A 16,801-nucleotide genomic window follows, 5' to 3' on the forward strand; every position below is an offset into this window, starting at 1 on the left:
AATTATTCCTTGCTTATCACATAAATGTTGATAAGCCGCATAGACCATAAGGAGGTGCAAATAAACTATGAGAACATATGAAATTATGTATATCGTACGTCCTAACATTGAAGAAGATGCTAAAAAAGCTGTAGTTGAGCGTTTTAACGGTATCTTAGCTTCAGAAGGATCAGAAGTTTTAGAAGAAAAAGACTGGGGTAAACGTCGCCTAGCTTATGAAATCAATGATTTCAAAGAAGGTTTCTATAACATCGTACGTATTAAAACAGATAACAATAAAGCTACAGACGAATTCCAACGTCTAGCTAAAATCAATGACGATATCATCCGTTACATCGTTATTCGCGAAGACCAAGATAAGTAATAATTAGACGGGGGCGTTTAAATGTTAAATAGAGTTGTATTAGTAGGTCGTTTAACGAAAGATCCAGAATACAGAACCACTCCCTCAGGCGTAAGTGTAGCGACATTTACTCTAGCAGTTAATCGTACTTTCACGAATGCTCAAGGGGAACGCGAAGCTGATTTCATTAACTGTGTTGTCTTTAGAAGACAAGCTGAAAATGTTAATAACTACTTATCTAAAGGTAGTTTAGCTGGCGTTGATGGTCGCATACAGTCGCGTAGTTATGAAAATCAAGAAGGTCGTCGTATTTTTGTTACTGAAGTTGTGTGTGATAGTGTTCAATTCCTTGAACCTAAGAATTCACAACAAGGTGGCCAACGTTCACAAAACAACGATTTCCAAGACTATGGTCAAGGATTCGGTGGTCAACAATCAGGACAAAATACGTCTTACAATAACAATAATTCATCAAACGCTAATCAATCAGACAACCCATTTGCAAATGCTAATGGCCCAATCGATATTAGTGATGATGATTTACCATTCTAAAATGAACGTATAAAAACGAAAAATAAGTCAAAGGAGGCAGTTAACCATGGCAGGTGGACCAAGAAGAGGCGGACGTCGTCGTAAAAAAGTTTGCTATTTCACAGCAAATGGTATTACACACATCGACTATAAAGACACTGAATTATTAAAACGTTTTATCTCTGAACGCGGTAAAATCTTACCACGTCGTGTAACAGGCACTTCAGCCAAATATCAACGTATGTTGACTACAGCTATTAAACGTGCTCGTCATATGGCTTTATTACCATATGTAAAAGAAGAACAATAATATATAGTTTATTGTTAAACCCCGTAGGCATAGGCTTACGGGGTTATTTTTGTGCTTTAAATTTTAGAAAAAGGGCAGTTAAAGGGCATAATTTAAGAGTTTTTGAAATTTTGAGCATAAAAAAAGGCAACCGTCACAACAGTTAACCTCAAGTACACTCCGCGCAGATGCGCCCCACTATTTAGTAATAAGTATATCTTTTCATTAAATATATAACTAGATTAGTAATTTATATTAGTATAGGCAATTTTTTAATTTTTTATATCAATTTACTTTGTTTATGATAAGTTAAGTATTGACGGTATTAAATAAACAAAGGAGTCTTACGATGGAATATAATTTAAAGGAAGTTCTTAAAAATTTATTTATCAATTTAGTGGTCACGTTTGTTGTGGCTTTTGTCTTTGATTATTTTAATATAAATAATGATAGACATGGATGGTTTTTTAATATAATAAGTAAAATTGATTTTATACATATTTTTGATAACAAAACTGCTAACGCTATAGTTATTTTAGGTTTGGTTATAACGATTATTGAACTTATTTATGATGTATTCTTCGATGATGACGATGATGAATAGAGAAATAAAATAATGATTTGATTATGGAGACCAGGAGTAAGAATTTAAATTTTCCTCCTAAGTAAATACCTGCCTGCACCAAATGAAGTAAAATATTATAGTATAATATAATTATTAATTTTTATGGGTGAGTGTATTGAAAAGAATTCTTGCTACTATTTTAATATTATGTCTGTTTGGTGTTTCTTGCGATAAGAGTAAAGCTCAAAAAGATGAGGTTAAAAGTGAAAATAAATTAGTACATAAGATGTTAAATAATAATATTGTGCAATTTAAGAATAATAAATTGGTTCTCGATAAACAGATAATTAAAATCAAAAGGATTTTCATACTAAGGGATCCTCGTAATAATGTTACTGATTTAGCTATTCAATACAAAGTGAAGAGTAAATCTGATAAATACAGTGTAACTGTAAAAAACTCTTGGGAGAAAGGTTTTAGAGTTTTACAAAACGATAAACCCTTAGGGATGAGAAAGAATACAAAGCATTTGTATCACTATAGAAAATGGCTTACTAAGAATGATGAAAAAATAGAAAAAGGTGAGACGCGTAAAGGAATGGTAATTTATCACCTTAATAATGCCCAAAAGGTTGTTCTGCAAGCGAAACGAGGTTATGAAGGTAAGATATTAGCTGAACAAGATTACCCTATTTCAGAACTTAAAACAGTTGATTTAAATCAACTTTCCAATCGATAAACTTACACTACTGAAAGATATCGCTATGAAGGTTATTAAAGGCAATTGTTTGTGTTTTAATAAGTTTTGTAGAGGTGATTGAAATGAACAATATTGAAATGACTAAAAATCAAAAATTACTTGCGGCTTTAAGTTATTTTAGTATCTTATTCGCGCCGTTGCTATTTCCATTTTGCGTATGGATATTCGCTGATAAACCAATGTCAAAATATGGTAAAAACTCATTAATTAATCATATTTCATGGACTATATTTGTTTGGATAATGAAAAGTGCTTTTAATAATGCTAAATACGCACATAATGGTGCTCATGCGCATCCTGATGCAGTTTTCATTATTAGTTTAATTGTTGGAATTATCTTTGGTATTTTAGCTTTAATCTGTTTGATTATAAGCATTGTTACTGGGGTTAAAATATTAAATCAAGGAAAGAAATGATAAAAAAGCTAAGGTAATACGTTTATTATACTGAAACGTACTATCTTAGCTTTTCTTTTTGTATCGCGTGCTACATTCTAATATCCACATCATCTAAATGCTTTTGATACTCTGTAACTTTACTTTCAAGAAACATTTGATATGGAGTGTTGAAGAAATCAGCTAAATGCAATGCATCTTTAAATTTAGGTTCGTGGTAGTGATTTTCCCACTCCCAAATTTGATGAGCTTCGTAGTGCGTTCCGTATTTCTCATTTAACTGTTGGGCTAATTCCTCAATTTCTAAATGGCGTTTAGTTCTTAAATTATATAGAATATGTAAATTCATATGAAACAACTCCAATTCTTGCTGATATCATCTTGGTGTATTTTTATTCTATAATTATAAAAATGAGCTTTCAATGTGATATTAAATCTAAATGTGTCGTTATATTTAATTTTTGTGGTAATAAATTAATAAAATAAAAAATTAGGGGGTGCTAGAATGAAAATTTTTGATGCACATTTTCATATTATTAATTTTGATTATCCTGTAAAAGAAAATAAAGGTTATATGCCTCCAGAATTTAAAGAAGAAGATTATGAAATATGGCAAAAAGATCTAGGGATCGATGATGGTGTAATTGTCTCTGGCTCATTCCAAGGATTCAATCAAGATTATTTAATACATGCACTTAAAAGTTTAAAAGGACACTTTGTAGGTACAACTCAACTACCTGTAGAAACGTCTGATGAAAAAATCATAAAATTAAACGAATTAGGAGTACGAGGAGTAAGGTTTAATGTAAAAAGAGGAGGTTCGGAAGATTTAAGACATCTTAAATCATTTGCACAGCGTGTCTATGATTTAGTGGGATGGCATACTGAGCTTTATATTGAATCAAAAAAATTGGGTGAAATTAAAGATATTATTTTAGAATTGCCTCAAGTTTCAATAGACCATCTGGGGCTTACTAAAGAAGGCTTTGAAGATTTAAAAGATTTAGTTCGTAATGGGGTTTATGTAAAAGCGACAGGTTTCGGTCGAATAGAGGTTGATCCTTTACAAACTCTTAAAGCACTGATGGAAATTAATTCTAACGCGATTATGTTTGGCACAGACTTACCATCTACTCGAGCAAAACGTCCATTTGAGAAGTCAGACATTGAACTGATTGAGAAAAACTTCTCTAAAGAAGAACAAGAAAAGATCTTTTACAAAAATGCGATGCATTTTTATAGGATTACAAAGTAGTAATCATTGATTTTTTTCTTTTTTATATTCAATTTTTCTAATGATTAGAGAAGCAATAGTACAAACTATAATTAAGATAATTAACGTAGTCATAATATAGATTTGTTTACTTTTAATGTTAAATCCTATTTCAAAATTACCTTCCAGATGGCCATAAATGAAAAAATTAAATGTAATGATTAATAAAATTGTAATGACTGATAAGAAACCTATAATTTGGAAAAATTTATTTAAAAATTTGAGTATGTTCAATTTACTATTCAAATGACGTAAACCTCCTAAAATAAGAGTTTTATGAGCGCTAAGCAAATATTACTCAAATATTTTAACATACAAATTATTGTTGTCATGAAGGCAATTTTACAATGTTACTATTAAAATATACTTAGTATTTTTACGATGCATAAATACTTTAAAAGTAAGTGTTTTTTTCTATTGAAAGTAGATAATAAATGTTTCTTTTTTAAATTAAAATAAATTTTTTTCGTAAATTTGTTTAATAAATCTGTCGAAGGGTATCAATTACTATTGGATAAATAATTATTAAGTAAAGGAGACAATCATTATGTTTGGATTAATAGGTATGATCATTGTCGGTGGTATCATTGGTTGGATTGCCGGCTTAATTATGGGTAAAGATATCCCAGGCGGAATCTTAGGTAATATTATCGCAGGTATCGTAGGTTCATGGGTAGGTACTGCAATTCTTGGACATTGGGGTCCACAATTAGGTAAAATTCACATCTTCCCAGCGTTACTTGGTTCAATTATTTTAATCTTTTTAATTTCATTAGTTTTACGTTTATTCAAAAAGAAATAAACAATAAAGATAAGTTACATGAGATGACCTCATTAAGGGGTCATCTTTTTTATTGCTTAAATTTATATATCTTGCATACCTAACATCATTAACAATTGTTCGAATGATAGGACGTGTCCCAGGGTAAAATATACTATAAGATTAAATAAGGAGGTTGCTCAAATGTCTGAACAAATCACTTTAGTATTAGGTGGCGGTGGCCAATATGGTATTGCCTGGGAAATTGGTTTACTAAAAGGATTAGCTGATCATGGAATTGAGCTAAGACTTTCTGAACAAATTATTGGAACTTCAGCGGGTTCACAAGTTGGTGCCGTAATCGCATCAAATAAAACTTGGGAAGAGATTTGGAATGAACAAATTGATGAAGAAATTAATGAAGTTAATCCTAACCCTAATATGGGAGAAGTATTCGATGAATATGAACGTATAACTAAAGAAGCTACTAATGGAGATGACTGGGTTGAGAAATTGTGTGAATTTGCGAAAACATACCAAGTAGCTGTAACAGAAGATGAACATATTAAAAGAATAAAAGAACGTATAGGTGATATCCAATGGGGAGATAACTTAATAATTACTGGTACTGATATTGAAACTGTACGTAGAAAGACTTGGAAGCAAGAAGATAATATAAATATCCATCAAGCTTTAAGTGCAAGTTCTTCACTTCCAGGAGTATGGCCTCCTACTACGATTGACGGTAAACAATATTCAGATGGCGGATCCTATTCAATGGAAAATGCAGATTTAGCTACTGAGACTGAGAAAGTAATTATTCTTTCACCTAATGTCCAAGTAGATACGCCTATAAGTTTAAAGCAGCAAGTTGATCAATTAATACAAGAAGGCAAACAAGTATTGTCATTAATACCGAATGCTAGTGTAGTAGCTAAGTTTAATGAAATGGGTAATAATCCAGTTGACCCAAGTATTAGAAAAGTAATTGCAGCAGCATCCAGAGAACAAGGACTTGCAGATTCAAATAAAGTGAAAGAGTTTCTAAAAAATTTATAATAATGATTTATTAGATTTTAGACAAAAAAAGAGGATGGCGCTGGGTTACGCCATCCAGGAGTATTATGTTCATGAATATAAAAGACTTTGTAGTTACTACTAACTACACTCTAATAGTATCATGATTCACATTTATCTGACAATAATAATTTTTTAAATTCTTTTAAAACTATAAATCAAATTCGCAAAATAGCAATTTGAGATAAGATATTGAAAATGGAGTTTTTTCTAAAATTTCACAATTATAGAACTTCAGGGATGTCTTAGGGAGGTCTTACATTATGATTTTTTGTATGTAATAATTGTTAATGTATAAAACGACATCAAGGAGGGGACGCGTATGGAAGGACTATTTTCATTCATTATTATTACGTTACTGATTATCATTGTGCCAGGTCCTGATTTTTTAATTGTGATGAAAAATACAATTAATTCTAGTAAAATGAATGGGATAGTAGCAGCATTAGGAATTACTACAGGACATATTCTTTATTCTTCTTTAGCAATTTTCGGCATTATATACATATTGACTAGTTTATATTACGTCTTTTTAATTATTAAAATATTAGGTGCTTGTTATCTTATTTATTTAGGAATTCAAAGTATTAGAAGCGCCCATAGTACAATGAATTTTAGTAAGGAAGCGTTGGCAGATGTAAGAAATGTAAGCTATTTAACATCTTATCGACAAGGTTTTCTTAGTACAAGTTTAAATCCTAAAGCATTATTATTTTACGTGAGTATTTTACCTCAATTTCTCTCAAATGGAGGTATTCAAGTAAAATCAGAAGTAGCTGTTTTATCTTTATCAGTAGTACTTGTTACATGTTTATGGTTTTTATTCTGTGTGTTTATTTTCCAATATATTAAACTATTATTTAGTAAACCTAAGTTCAAAGTGGTTTTTGACTATGTAGTTGGAATCGTATTAATTGGTTTATCAATTAATTTACTACTAAGTAAAAGTAGTTAATCATATAATTTTAAGGAGTATTATAAAATGAATATCTATCTTGTAAGACATGGTGAATCTCAGTCCAATTATGATAATAAACATGGTAAACCATATTTTTGTGGCCAATTAGACGTTCCTTTAACTGAAAAAGGTATGCAAAGTGCGCAAGATTTAGTCACTTATTTTACTAATAAGAAGATTGAACATGTTTATGTCTCTGATTTGTTGAGAACACAACAAACATATGAGGGTATCTTTCCGTATAATATACCTACAACGTTCACTAAATCGTTGAGAGAACGTTCATTAGGTGTATTTGAAGGGAAAAACAAGAGGTTAGTGAAGATGTAGAATACGAAAGATACTTCAATGACCCAGAGTTTAAAGACTTTCGACATAGCTTTAGTCAAAAAGCACCTGAGGGTGAAAGCTATCAAGATGTTTATGAACGTATTGAGCACTTCTTTAATGAGGAGTTAAATCATGACGATGAAAATATAGTTATAATTGCTCATCAAGTAGTTATAAGATGTATATTAGTTTATTTAGGTGAACTCAATAAAGAAGATGCTTTAGATGCCGAGATTAAGAACTGTTATCCATATTTAGTTCATAAATAAAAATAGTGAGTGGATATGAGTAGGCTAAATCCTCTTATATCCATTCACTATTTTTTTAGGAAATAAGACTGATGGGTGTCTTAATAATCAATATTTAAAGTTTATAATTATGCATAAGACTGTGTCTTTTTGTAGCCCACAGAAAGTGTGATAATAGTACTTACTAGTATCAAAACGACTGTTAAACCACTCATTAAACCAGGTTGTATATACCCTGTTAAAAAAGTGACTACGGCTAAGATGAACCAAAGCATTAATGCAAAAATTTGTATTATTGCCGATACGATTCTACATACTAAATTATTGAAGAATCCTAATATTAAAGCTGGTAAAGCACTCACTAATAGAGTAACGATAGCAGTGAATATTTGCCAAGGCTCGTCATAATTAATAGTATTTGGGCCGCTCGGATACTTAGCAAGTGTTAAAATCGCGCCAATTGATCCTAGTATCGCTAGAATTATAAAACTTACACGTAGTTTCATCGAGTCACTCCTAATAAAATTTGTAAAATTTTTAGTTTCTATACAATAAATACATTAGACACTATTAGTGTGAAGTAAATTGTTAGCGCTGTCAAAGGTTAAAAAGCAATACCTCTATTTGATGTTAAATCTCATCAAATAGAGGTATTTTTAATTGATTACTTATTAAATACTTCAGTGTTAATTCCTTTTTTATCGAGGAATTTAGTGATTTTATCTTGTTGTTTTTTATTGACGTCACCTGCATATTTAGTAGGTACGTCAACGACATTGATTGAATTTTGAGGTTGGTAATTTAATTCTTCAATATCTTCATCAACATTTGCAATTGTACTATTTAAAGCGTTGAAATAGTTGATAATACGTTGTGTTGGATCTTTATATTCTTGTGGAATGTGATTGTTTTTAACAAATTTTTTGAAACGTAAATCATTTTTAACAGCTAAATTAGATAATTCGCTTAATTTGTTTGCCTGAGATTTAGTGATTTTAGGGCTACTATCACTTTGTTTATCTAACTTATGTTGCATTACGTATTTATTATCAAGAATATCGCTATTAGCTTGTAAATATGTTTTAAGAGCATTTTTCATTTCAGACTCACTTATTTTTTGTCCCTTTTTATTAGAGGAGAAAATGTCTTTTTCTTTCATATTTTTAGCTTTTTTAGGTGCATGAGTACTACTATGACTATTTTGGTCATTATCATCCTCGCTTTGATTTGAACAAGCTGAAAGTACCAAGGCGAGCACAATTAGTAAACTTAAAATTACTCTTTTTTTCATAATATGATGGAACTCCTTTAACATCTCTATAATTAAGTATTATTTTTAGTTATTACACACATTATAGAGTATCATTTATGAAAAAATATTTGAATGTTTAAGAACTACAATTCATAGTGATGTATGACTATTTTGTGTCGTGTATAAAATCATTTTCACTATTCTGATCCAATGATATAAAACTACATCGTTACAATATTAATTGAATATAAAAAAACTGCCGACAAAGTCTGATACTTTGCCAACAGTCTGAAGCAAAAGAGCCTTAACAATTAAGGCTCTTTTAGTGTGAAGATATTATGATAGGTAAATAATTATCATTTAGTTTCTGATAATATAGTCGAATGCATTTAACGCAGCGTTAGCGCCAGCACCCATTGAAATTATAATTTGTTTATTCTTCTGATCTGTCACGTCACCTGCTGCGAATACACCAGGAACGTTTGTCGCGTTATCACGATCGATGACTACTTCGCCACGTCCGTTTAGTTCAATAGCATCTTGTAGCCATGCAGTGTTAGGAACTAAACCGATTTGAACGAAAATACCATCAAGATTTACTACTTGAGTTTCACCGCTATTTAAATCTTCATAACTAATACCGGTAACATGGTCTTCACCAAGAACTTCAGTAGTTCTAGCGTTCGTTTTAATATCAACATTTGATAAAGAACGTAAACGATCTTGTAAGACATTATCTGCTTTTAATTCAGATGAATATTCAAATACAGTAACATGCTTAACAATTCCTGCTAAATCGATAGCTGCTTCAACGCCAGAGTTACCGCCACCGATAACTGCGACATCTTTATTTTCAAATAGAGGGCCGTCACAGTGAGGGCAGAATGCTACACCTTTATTAATAAGGCGATCTTCACCAGGAATATTAAGTTTTCGCCAACTTGCACCTGTAGAAATAATCACAGTTTTACTTTCTAGTACAGCATCATTTTCTAAAGTAACTTTAATTGCTGAATCAGTTTTCTCGATATTAGTAGCACGGATACCTGTCATCGTATCAATGTCATATTGTGAGATATGATCTTCAAGGTTAGAAGAAAACTCAGAACCTGTTGTTTCTTTAACAGTAATAAAGTTTTCAATTCCAGCAGTATCATTAACTTGACCACCAATACGGTCAGCAACAATACCTGTACGTAGTCCTTTACGTGCAGTATAGATAGCAGCACTACCGCTTGCAGGACCACCACCTACGATTAGAACATCATAAGGGTCTTTATCATTAAATTCAGAAGCATCTTGAGTGCTTCCCAATTTAGTTAAAATATCTTGAATAGTCATACGGCCATTACCGAACTCTTGACCATCTAAGAAGACAGCTGGTACAGCCATGATGTCTTCAGACTCCTCACGGAAAACTGCACCATCAATCATAGTATGCGTAATGTTAGGATTAATAACACTCATCAAATTCAATGCTTGAACAACGTCAGGGCATTTTTGACAAGTTAAACTAACGAAAGTTTCGAAATGAAATGGCCCTTCAAGACCTTTAATTTGGTCAATCACAGATTGTTTTTCTTTAGGAGCACGGCCACTTACTTGTAATATCGCTAATACAAGTGAGTTAAACTCATGACCTAATGGAATACCTGCAAATGTAACACCTGTTTCTTCACCTGGGCGATTTACAGAGAAACTTGGTGTACGTTTTAAATCTTTTTCAGTTACAGTGATGCGTGCTGACATATCAGCAATTTCATCTAGTAAATCTTTAAGTTCTTTAGATTTATCATCTGAGCCAAGGCTAGCGATGAACTCAACGTCGCCTTCCATTAGCTCTAATAATTGTTTTAATTGTTGCTTTAAATCAGCATTAAGCATTTTTTAATGCCTCCTTAGATTTTACCTACTAAGTCTAAACCAGGTTGTAATGATTCAGAACCTTCTTCCCATTTAGCTGGGCAAACTTCGCCTGGATGTTGACGTACATATTGAGCTGCTTTAATTTTGTTAACTAATGTACTAGCGTCACGACCGATGCCGTCAGCGTTGATTTCAGCTGCTTGAACTACACCATCAGGATCGATGATGAATGTACCACGTTGAGCTAAACCAACTTCTTCATCTAATACATCGAAGTTACGAGTGATTGTTTGAGATGGGTCACCAATCATTTGATATTGGATTTTGCTGATTGCATCTGAATGATCATGCCAAGCTTTGTGTACAAAGTGAGTATCAGTTGATACTGAGAATACGTTGACACCTAATTCTTGTAATTTATCATATTGGTTTTGTAAATCTTCTAATTCTGTAGGACATACGAAAGAGAAGTCAGCAGGATAGAAGCATACTACACTCCAAGAACCTTTAAAATCTTCTTGAGAAACTTCTTTAAATTCATCATTTTTTGGATCATAAGCTTGCGCTGTGAAAGGTAAGATTTCTTTGTTAATTAAAGACATAGGTAAATACCTCCTGAAATTTTTAAGTATAAATTAGAATTAGTTAACAATAATTGTTTGTTTATAATAATTCTAATCTCTTGATAAGTATTATCACATCTACAATCTAAATAGTCAACTTTAGAAACTTTTTAATTGAGAAAATGAATAACAATAGCCTTTATATAGCGTCATGTTAGAGATGAACAATGCGAACTATAAAGTGATAAGAAGCTTAATTTATCGAATGTAATATTCTTTTCCAACCACTTCTTATACCATAAATAACACATATCATTCTCAACTAAACATGTTTCATTGATAATGGAGTGTAATTTTATTACATCTATACATTAATGATAACATCTGTACCCTCAATTTTCTTTTATGACAGTTTATATAAATAAAATAGAGCTAAATTCAAAATAATTGTTACTATTTTGAATTTAACTCTATTTGGTTTAGTTTTATTTAGAAACCTTAAACTCTACGGTACCTATTCCACTATATTCTGCACGATACGTACCATACTCTAATTTAAGCGGAGAGATGAATGTTCCTGAAGAAATGACTTGTCCCTTTTTTATTTGTTTACCGTGGGAATGTAACTTTTTAATAAGCCAAAGTACAGCATTGAGAGGGTTACCTAATACTTCAGATGAGTCACCTGTAGCAATTAATTCTTCATCTTTATATAAATTCAATTGTACATGCGCAAATGCGTCTATATCTAAAGGATCTACTTTATTTCCTACAACAATCAATCCTGTTGCAGTATCATCGCAAATTAAATCACCAAGAGTGAAATTCGGGAACCAATCTTTATATCTTGCGTCAGGTATCTCAATGCCGGCAGCGATTTCAGTATTAAGAATAATTGTTTGTAAATCTGCATCATAAGGTAAGTCTTCTTTTGCAATAAACATAATTTCTGGTTCTAATAATGGGGAAAATAATGAAGAAAGTGAGACAGCGTCACCATTATTTACTATTTTATCTGATAAAATAGTGCCATAAGCAGGCTCATTAGTATGAGCAATTGCTTGTGTTGTAGCGCTCGTCATACTCACTTTGTATCCAGCAACATGTGTACGATCTTTAAATTTTAGCTGTTCAATTAAATCATCTTGAGTTAAATAAGCTTCTTCCTCAGTGATATTGTAATTTTCGCTTACAAAATCAATAGGTTTTTTATTTTTAAAAGAATTGAAAAGGGCATTTGAAATATTTTTAATAGCTTGAGTCATGATATCTCTCCTTAAAATATCTGAAAATTAATACTATTATGATAACTTTTAAATAAGCTGTGTGCAAATAAATTTAAAAGTCCTTTGTTCAGGGTATAGAATATTTAAAGACAAATTAGGATTTATCATATGTGTATAAATTTATTAGGAGTGATTAGTGTGTCAGATTATGTATACGACTTAATGCGTAAGCATCATTCAGTAAGAAAGTTCAAAGATAGTCCTCTTAGTGATGATACTGTGAAGAAATTAGTTGAGGCTGGACAAGGCGCATCAACTTCTAGTTATCTTCAGACTTACTCAATTATAGGTGTTGATGATCCCGAAATTAAAGAAAATTTAAAAGAAGTTTCAGGGCAACCTTATGTGTTAGATAATGGTTATTTATTCGTCTTCGTTCTAGATTATTACCGTCATAGTTTAGTAAATGAAAAAGTGGATTCAGATATGGAAGTCTCATACGGTTCAGCTGAAGGCTTATTAGTAGGCACGATTGATGTGGCTCTTGTATCTGAGAATATGGCTGTAGCAGCTGAAGATATGGGTTACGGTATCGTTTATTTAGGTTCCCTACGTAATGATGTAGGTCGTGTTCGTGAAATTTTAGACTTACCTGACTATACTTTCCCTCTATTTGGTATGGCTGTAGGAGAACCCGCTGAGGATGAAGATGGTGAGCCTAAACCACGTTTACCATTTGAACACATTTTCCATAAAAATAGTTACGATGCAAGTAATGATAAACAACGTCGTGAATTAGATGAATATGACCAAGTGGTTAGTGATTATTATAAAGAACGTACAAATGGCGAAAGAACTGAAACTTGGACCGAACAAATTGAATCTTTCTTAGGAAGAAAAACTAGGCTAGATATGCTAGACCAACTTAATAAAGCTGGATTTATAAAACGTTAATGCAAATAAAAAAAGACGCACCCACTTAGTTGTGAGTGCGTCTTACTTATTGTTCAAATCAGTTTGAAGATAATTCCCCATAATTATTAGATTCAAATGTTTGTTTATCCCAATTTTTTGTTAAGCGTGCAGTACCTGTACCAGCTAAGATTGAATCATTCACGTTCAATGCAGTACGCCCCATGTCTATGAGCGGTTCAATAGAAATGAGTACACCTGCAAGTGCCACAGGTAAGTTTAACGTAGATAGTACTAAGATGGAAGCGAATGTAGCGCCGCCACCAACACCTGCAACACCAAATGAACTAATGATAACAACAGCTATTAGCGTAATGACAAATTGAAAATCAATGTGTACATGTGCCACAGGCGCAACCATGATTGCTAGCATAGCAGGGTAAATTCCCGCGCAACCGTTTTGTCCTATTGATAAACCAAATGTAGCTGAGAAGTTTGCGATACCTTCAGGTACACCTAGACGTTGTGTTTGGGTTTGGATATTTAATGGCAGAGAACCCGCGCTTGAGCGAGAAGTAAAAGCAAAGATTAGCACTTCTAAAGTTTTCTTAACATATCTAACTGGATTAACACCTAATACTCCTAAAATGATTAAATGTATGAGATACATTGTGATTAAAGCAGCATAAGATGCGAGTAAGAATTTTCCTAAAGTCCAGATTGCCGCAAAGTCACTGGTTGCTAATGTAGAAGCCATAATTGCTAGTATACCGTATGGCGTTAATCTTAAAACGAAAGTTACAATGGCCATAACGATTGAGTATACAGCTTCAATGCCACGTTTTAACAGATTTCCATACTCTGGTTCTTTGCGTGCAACACGTAAATATGCAAAACCGACGAAAGTTGCAAAAATGACAACTGCGATAGTTGATGTCGTACGTTGACCTGTAAAGTCCAAGAATGGATTACTTGGCAGTAATTCAAGAACTTGTTGAGGTAACGTGTTTGCAGTTAAATCTTTAGCTTGCTTACTAATTTCAGTACCGCGAGAATGTTCTGCACTACCTAAGTCGATTGAAGAAGCATCAAGTCCAAAGATTAAAGCGTAAATGATGCCGACAATAGCTGCAATGGCTACAGTGCCAATTAAAAACATAAAAATGAATGTCCCAATTTTAGCAAATTTATCTCCAATCTGGATTTTACTGAAAGCTACCACAATTGAAACGAAGATCAGTGGCATTACAATCATTTGAAGTAAGGCAACATAGCCATCGCCCACGATACTAAACCAATCTGTGGATTGTTTTAATACCTTCGATTCTGCTCCGAATATAAGATGTAAAGCTATTCCTAATACAATCCCTATACCTAAAGCGGTAAATACACGTTTAGGAAATGAAACATGTTTTCTAGCCATTATGTTTAACATAATAATGAAAATAATTAACACTACTACGTTAATAATAGTGAAGAATGCTTCCATAATGTATATACTCCTTTGTTCTAAAATATAGTATTCCGACATATATAATAAGGGTATTACTCGCGATTATAGAATTCAAGGTAGTTGAATTCATTTTTTATGAAAATAATATAGAAATAATTTTCTGAATAATTAAATAAAAGAGAATGTGTAGAGTAGGGTGTGGGTAGTTGCGATGAAACACGGTGATTTAAAAAACACTTACCTAAATATGTGTATTTAACACATACTCAGATAAGTGTTTAGAAGTTGTATGCTCATTTATAAATTAAATAAACGCGCAAAGAATCCTTTTTTCTCTTCTCTAGGTTGAGTGTTCATTTCGTTAGGTGAATGAGACGATATTGTTGAGTTAGAGTTAATAGTAGATTCACTATGAGTTGACTCTGGTTGTTCTGAAGTACTTACAGTGGTACTTGGTGATTGAGAATTTGATGCACTTCCGTTTAATGAATTACTGCTTTCTGATTGAGATGTAGAGAGAGAGTCAGATGTGCTTGCGCTTTCACTTTTAGTAGATGATGTACTTTCAGAAATAACTTTCTCCTTATTCTCACTTAATGATGGTGAGGATACAGTTTCACTAGATTGCGTATTCGCCTTCTTGATTTCTTTTGCTTGTTTCTCTTGAGAAGATTGAATAGCTTCTTGTGAAGTTTGAATAGTTTTTAAAGATTCAGTGTTCGCATCAATTTTGTTTGTGATTTCAGTTTGTAAATCTTTAAGTTCTTGCTGTTGTTGATGAACTTGATTGATCATTTGGCCAAGCATTTGGCGTTCTTCGTGCATTTTTTGAATTTCGCTACGTAAATCTTCAACTAACTGCGCAACATTTTGGTCAGTAGGTAATTGGCTATCTTCATCTTTTACAATTACTTGTAAGAAATCTTTTTCTTTTTCAAGTTCATCAAATGCTAAATCATAGCTATTAGTTTGCTTTACTTTATCAGCGATATCTCTAAATAATTCAATATCTTCTTCTTTAAAATCTGTAGCTTCACGTCCACGATATTCAGTTTTACTAAGTTGATATCCACGTTCTTCTAAGTGTTGTACGATTTTACGGACTTGTTTTTCACTTAGTTCGACACGTTGTGCAAATTCTTTGGTTAACATTGAAAAAGTCCCTTCATATTTGGTTTATGTATAGTGACGTTTGTCTTCGGTCAGTGAAACGTCAGTCTTACCTCATATGATAGTTTACTCTTTCTCGCTTGTGATTTCAAGTTGTTCTATAGAGGGGTTCTTAAATTCATTTCTTCTAAAAGGGGATAAATAATATCGCGTGAAATTCCATTAGCGAAGACATATTTAAGAATGTAATTTGATTTAACACTCGTACCGTATATGTCTTTCGTGAGTTCGATATTGGCTTTAATAAATAAGTCAACTTTTTTAGATTCTTCATTCAAGGCGTAATTTGGATGAATGTAGTCAATTTCTTCTTGCTTTTCAAATTCATGTTCATAAAGAAATTGTCTTCGATGTTCAAGAATTTTATCAGTTTTATCATCAACAGTCTTTGGTTCTTTTGGAACTTCGAGCATAATAAAATTAATGTCTCTATCATGAACTTCGTTGGATAAAAGATTAAGTTGTTTTTCGACTTCCTCTAACGTTAAAGTAATGAGCTCGTCATGATTAGGTCCATCTTGGGCGATTAAATAGATTAGAAACGCGGCATTGGTTGTCGCTTCATAGTGAGCTGTAGCAAGGCTAACCACTTGGTCATGTTCTATACCTACAACGAATGCATAGTCATTTTCAGTTTTGTTATTTTCAAGTGAACGTTTAAATATAGAACTATCTTCACTTAAACTTATATCTAATTTTGCATCATATAATTGGAGTGCTTTTTCAAATAAAGGATCTTTAGCGGTTTGAATCGTTTTAAACTCCATAACACTGCCCCCATCAAATTTTATTTATTCTATTATAGGATAATTATAAGCTCTATTCACTGC

Annotated in this window: 21 protein-coding genes and 1 pseudogene; 12 read left to right on the forward strand and 10 right to left on the reverse strand. The window is 32.2% G+C overall.

Features of this window, described 5'->3' with window-relative positions:
• Positions 1-67: 67 nt before the first annotated feature.
• The 6 genes from rpsF (at position 68) to HMPREF2706_RS05300 (ending at position 2,904) form a co-directional block, all read left to right on the forward strand.
• Complete coding sequence (gene rpsF, locus HMPREF2706_RS05275) at positions 68-364, forward strand: 30S ribosomal protein S6 (protein ID WP_002434058.1); 297 nt, start codon at positions 68-70, stop codon at positions 362-364.
• Between the two features lie 21 nt (positions 365-385).
• Positions 386-895 carry a single-stranded DNA-binding protein gene (gene ssb / locus HMPREF2706_RS05280; RefSeq protein WP_023349922.1) on the forward strand — a complete coding sequence of 170 codons (510 nt, stop codon included), beginning with the start codon at positions 386-388 and terminating at the stop codon, positions 893-895.
• A 46-nt stretch (positions 896-941) separates the two neighbouring features.
• Entirely contained in the window at positions 942-1,184 is a 243-nt protein-coding gene (rpsR, locus tag HMPREF2706_RS05285) for a 30S ribosomal protein S18 (RefSeq protein WP_001831354.1), read from the forward strand.
• 328 nt (positions 1,185-1,512) lie between these two features.
• Positions 1,513-1,767 carry a hypothetical protein gene (locus HMPREF2706_RS05290; RefSeq protein WP_023349920.1) on the forward strand — a complete coding sequence of 85 codons (255 nt, stop codon included), beginning with the start codon at positions 1,513-1,515 and terminating at the stop codon, positions 1,765-1,767.
• A gap of 127 nt (positions 1,768-1,894) precedes the next feature.
• Positions 1,895-2,467: a DUF5067 domain-containing protein gene (locus HMPREF2706_RS05295; protein WP_227959544.1), complete on the forward strand. Its 573-nt coding sequence runs from the start codon at positions 1,895-1,897 to the stop codon at positions 2,465-2,467.
• An 83-nt stretch (positions 2,468-2,550) separates the two neighbouring features.
• Positions 2,551-2,904 (forward strand): magnetosome magnetite crystal formation protein family, encoded by a 354-nt coding sequence (locus tag HMPREF2706_RS05300; RefSeq protein ID WP_023349918.1) that lies wholly within the window; start codon positions 2,551-2,553, stop codon positions 2,902-2,904.
• A 70-nt stretch (positions 2,905-2,974) separates the two neighbouring features.
• On the opposite strand, the gene HMPREF2706_RS05305 is transcribed toward HMPREF2706_RS05300, so the two are convergent.
• Positions 2,975-3,232, reverse strand: coding sequence for a helix-turn-helix domain-containing protein (locus HMPREF2706_RS05305; protein WP_030061297.1), 258 nt, complete (start codon positions 3,230-3,232; stop codon positions 2,975-2,977).
• 156 nt (positions 3,233-3,388) lie between these two features.
• Between HMPREF2706_RS05305 and HMPREF2706_RS05310 the strand changes: the two genes are divergently transcribed.
• The gene (locus tag HMPREF2706_RS05310; RefSeq protein WP_030061295.1) at positions 3,389-4,138 is read left to right on the forward strand and encodes an amidohydrolase family protein; all 750 of its coding nucleotides are present in this window, start codon (positions 3,389-3,391) and stop codon (positions 4,136-4,138) included.
• A 3-nt stretch (positions 4,139-4,141) separates the two neighbouring features.
• Here the strand turns inward: HMPREF2706_RS05310 and HMPREF2706_RS05315 are convergent, their stop codons facing one another.
• Positions 4,142-4,402, reverse strand: a complete 261-nt coding sequence (locus HMPREF2706_RS05315; RefSeq protein ID WP_002434577.1) for a hypothetical protein — start codon at positions 4,400-4,402, stop codon at positions 4,142-4,144.
• A 301-nt stretch (positions 4,403-4,703) separates the two neighbouring features.
• Between HMPREF2706_RS05315 and HMPREF2706_RS05320 the strand changes: the two genes are divergently transcribed.
• From HMPREF2706_RS05320 to HMPREF2706_RS05335, 4 genes and pseudogenes are all read left to right on the forward strand, one after another.
• On the forward strand, positions 4,704-4,958 hold the full coding sequence (locus HMPREF2706_RS05320; protein ID WP_002434433.1) for a GlsB/YeaQ/YmgE family stress response membrane protein: 255 nt from the start codon (positions 4,704-4,706) through the stop codon (positions 4,956-4,958).
• Between the two features lie 162 nt (positions 4,959-5,120).
• Complete coding sequence (locus HMPREF2706_RS05325; RefSeq protein ID WP_002434588.1) at positions 5,121-5,975, forward strand: patatin-like phospholipase family protein; 855 nt, start codon at positions 5,121-5,123, stop codon at positions 5,973-5,975.
• A 340-nt stretch (positions 5,976-6,315) separates the two neighbouring features.
• Positions 6,316-6,948 carry a LysE family translocator gene (locus HMPREF2706_RS05330; RefSeq protein WP_002434620.1) on the forward strand — a complete coding sequence of 211 codons (633 nt, stop codon included), beginning with the start codon at positions 6,316-6,318 and terminating at the stop codon, positions 6,946-6,948.
• Positions 6,949-6,975: 27 nt separating this feature from the next.
• Positions 6,976-7,550 (forward strand): annotated as a pseudogene (locus HMPREF2706_RS05335) (histidine phosphatase family protein).
• 107 nt (positions 7,551-7,657) lie between these two features.
• On the opposite strand, the gene HMPREF2706_RS05340 reads toward HMPREF2706_RS05335, so the two are convergent.
• The 5 genes from HMPREF2706_RS05340 to HMPREF2706_RS05360 all read right to left on the reverse strand — a co-directional run bounded on the left by HMPREF2706_RS05340 (position 7,658) and on the right by HMPREF2706_RS05360 (position 12,475).
• On the reverse strand, positions 7,658-8,035 hold the full coding sequence (locus HMPREF2706_RS05340; RefSeq protein ID WP_023349914.1) for a hypothetical protein: 378 nt from the start codon (positions 8,033-8,035) through the stop codon (positions 7,658-7,660).
• A gap of 158 nt (positions 8,036-8,193) precedes the next feature.
• Positions 8,194-8,820 (reverse strand): NDxxF motif lipoprotein, encoded by a 627-nt coding sequence (locus tag HMPREF2706_RS05345; protein ID WP_070597587.1) that lies wholly within the window; start codon positions 8,818-8,820, stop codon positions 8,194-8,196.
• A gap of 321 nt (positions 8,821-9,141) precedes the next feature.
• Positions 9,142-10,665, reverse strand: coding sequence for an alkyl hydroperoxide reductase subunit F (ahpF, locus tag HMPREF2706_RS05350; protein ID WP_030061286.1), 1,524 nt, complete (start codon positions 10,663-10,665; stop codon positions 9,142-9,144).
• A 14-nt stretch (positions 10,666-10,679) separates the two neighbouring features.
• Positions 10,680-11,249, reverse strand: a complete 570-nt coding sequence (gene ahpC / locus HMPREF2706_RS05355) for an alkyl hydroperoxide reductase subunit C (RefSeq protein WP_030061284.1) — start codon at positions 11,247-11,249, stop codon at positions 10,680-10,682.
• A gap of 446 nt (positions 11,250-11,695) precedes the next feature.
• The gene (locus tag HMPREF2706_RS05360) at positions 11,696-12,475 is read right to left on the reverse strand and encodes a 2-keto-4-pentenoate hydratase (protein WP_049427022.1); all 780 of its coding nucleotides are present in this window, start codon (positions 12,473-12,475) and stop codon (positions 11,696-11,698) included.
• Positions 12,476-12,634: 159 nt separating this feature from the next.
• On the opposite strand from HMPREF2706_RS05360, the gene HMPREF2706_RS05365 reads away from it, so the two are divergent.
• Positions 12,635-13,390: an NADPH-dependent oxidoreductase gene (locus tag HMPREF2706_RS05365; RefSeq protein WP_030061281.1), complete on the forward strand. Its 756-nt coding sequence runs from the start codon at positions 12,635-12,637 to the stop codon at positions 13,388-13,390.
• 58 nt (positions 13,391-13,448) lie between these two features.
• Here HMPREF2706_RS05365 and HMPREF2706_RS05370 read toward each other — a convergent pair whose 3' ends face one another.
• The 3 genes from HMPREF2706_RS05370 to HMPREF2706_RS05380 form a co-directional block, all read right to left on the reverse strand.
• Positions 13,449-14,837: an L-cystine transporter gene (locus HMPREF2706_RS05370; protein WP_030061280.1), complete on the reverse strand. Its 1,389-nt coding sequence runs from the start codon at positions 14,835-14,837 to the stop codon at positions 13,449-13,451.
• Positions 14,838-15,098: 261 nt separating this feature from the next.
• The gene (locus HMPREF2706_RS05375; RefSeq protein ID WP_070862231.1) at positions 15,099-15,953 is read right to left on the reverse strand and encodes a hypothetical protein; all 855 of its coding nucleotides are present in this window, start codon (positions 15,951-15,953) and stop codon (positions 15,099-15,101) included.
• 116 nt (positions 15,954-16,069) lie between these two features.
• Positions 16,070-16,738 (reverse strand): hypothetical protein, encoded by a 669-nt coding sequence (locus HMPREF2706_RS05380; RefSeq protein WP_023349907.1) that lies wholly within the window; start codon positions 16,736-16,738, stop codon positions 16,070-16,072.
• Between the last annotated feature and the right edge of the window lie 63 nt (positions 16,739-16,801).

This window comes from Staphylococcus sp. HMSC067F07 (genome assembly GCF_001837405.1).
Lineage (GTDB): Bacteria > Bacillota > Bacilli > Staphylococcales > Staphylococcaceae > Staphylococcus > Staphylococcus capitis.

Bases quoted from the DNA above. Each gene is read 5' to 3' on its own strand.
- HMPREF2706_RS05370 (WP_030061280.1), bottom strand. From the start codon at position 14,837: ATGGAAGCATTCTTCACTATTATTAACGTAGTAGTGTTAATTATTTTC.
- HMPREF2706_RS05345 (WP_070597587.1), bottom strand. From the start codon at position 8,820: ATGAAAAAAAGAGTAATTTTAAGTTTACTAATTGTGCTCGCCTTGGTA.
- HMPREF2706_RS05360 (WP_049427022.1), bottom strand. From the start codon at position 12,475: ATGACTCAAGCTATTAAAAATATTTCAAATGCCCTTTTCAATTCTTTT.
- HMPREF2706_RS05330 (WP_002434620.1), top strand. From the start codon at position 6,316: ATGGAAGGACTATTTTCATTCATTATTATTACGTTACTGATTATCATT.
- HMPREF2706_RS05310 (WP_030061295.1), top strand. From the start codon at position 3,389: ATGAAAATTTTTGATGCACATTTTCATATTATTAATTTTGATTATCCT.
- HMPREF2706_RS05290 (WP_023349920.1), top strand. From the start codon at position 1,513: ATGGAATATAATTTAAAGGAAGTTCTTAAAAATTTATTTATCAATTTA.
- HMPREF2706_RS05300 (WP_023349918.1), top strand. From the start codon at position 2,551: ATGAACAATATTGAAATGACTAAAAATCAAAAATTACTTGCGGCTTTA.
- HMPREF2706_RS05375 (WP_070862231.1), bottom strand. From the start codon at position 15,953: ATGTTAACCAAAGAATTTGCACAACGTGTCGAACTAAGTGAAAAACAA.
- rpsF (WP_002434058.1), top strand. From the start codon at position 68: ATGAGAACATATGAAATTATGTATATCGTACGTCCTAACATTGAAGAA.
- rpsR (WP_001831354.1), top strand. From the start codon at position 942: ATGGCAGGTGGACCAAGAAGAGGCGGACGTCGTCGTAAAAAAGTTTGC.
- HMPREF2706_RS05340 (WP_023349914.1), bottom strand. From the start codon at position 8,035: ATGAAACTACGTGTAAGTTTTATAATTCTAGCGATACTAGGATCAATT.
- ssb (WP_023349922.1), top strand. From the start codon at position 386: ATGTTAAATAGAGTTGTATTAGTAGGTCGTTTAACGAAAGATCCAGAA.
- ahpC (WP_030061284.1), bottom strand. From the start codon at position 11,249: ATGTCTTTAATTAACAAAGAAATCTTACCTTTCACAGCGCAAGCTTAT.
- ahpF (WP_030061286.1), bottom strand. From the start codon at position 10,665: ATGCTTAATGCTGATTTAAAGCAACAATTAAAACAATTATTAGAGCTA.
- HMPREF2706_RS05380 (WP_023349907.1), bottom strand. From the start codon at position 16,738: ATGGAGTTTAAAACGATTCAAACCGCTAAAGATCCTTTATTTGAAAAA.
- HMPREF2706_RS05320 (WP_002434433.1), top strand. From the start codon at position 4,704: ATGTTTGGATTAATAGGTATGATCATTGTCGGTGGTATCATTGGTTGG.
- HMPREF2706_RS05305 (WP_030061297.1), bottom strand. From the start codon at position 3,232: ATGAATTTACATATTCTATATAATTTAAGAACTAAACGCCATTTAGAA.
- HMPREF2706_RS05325 (WP_002434588.1), top strand. From the start codon at position 5,121: ATGTCTGAACAAATCACTTTAGTATTAGGTGGCGGTGGCCAATATGGT.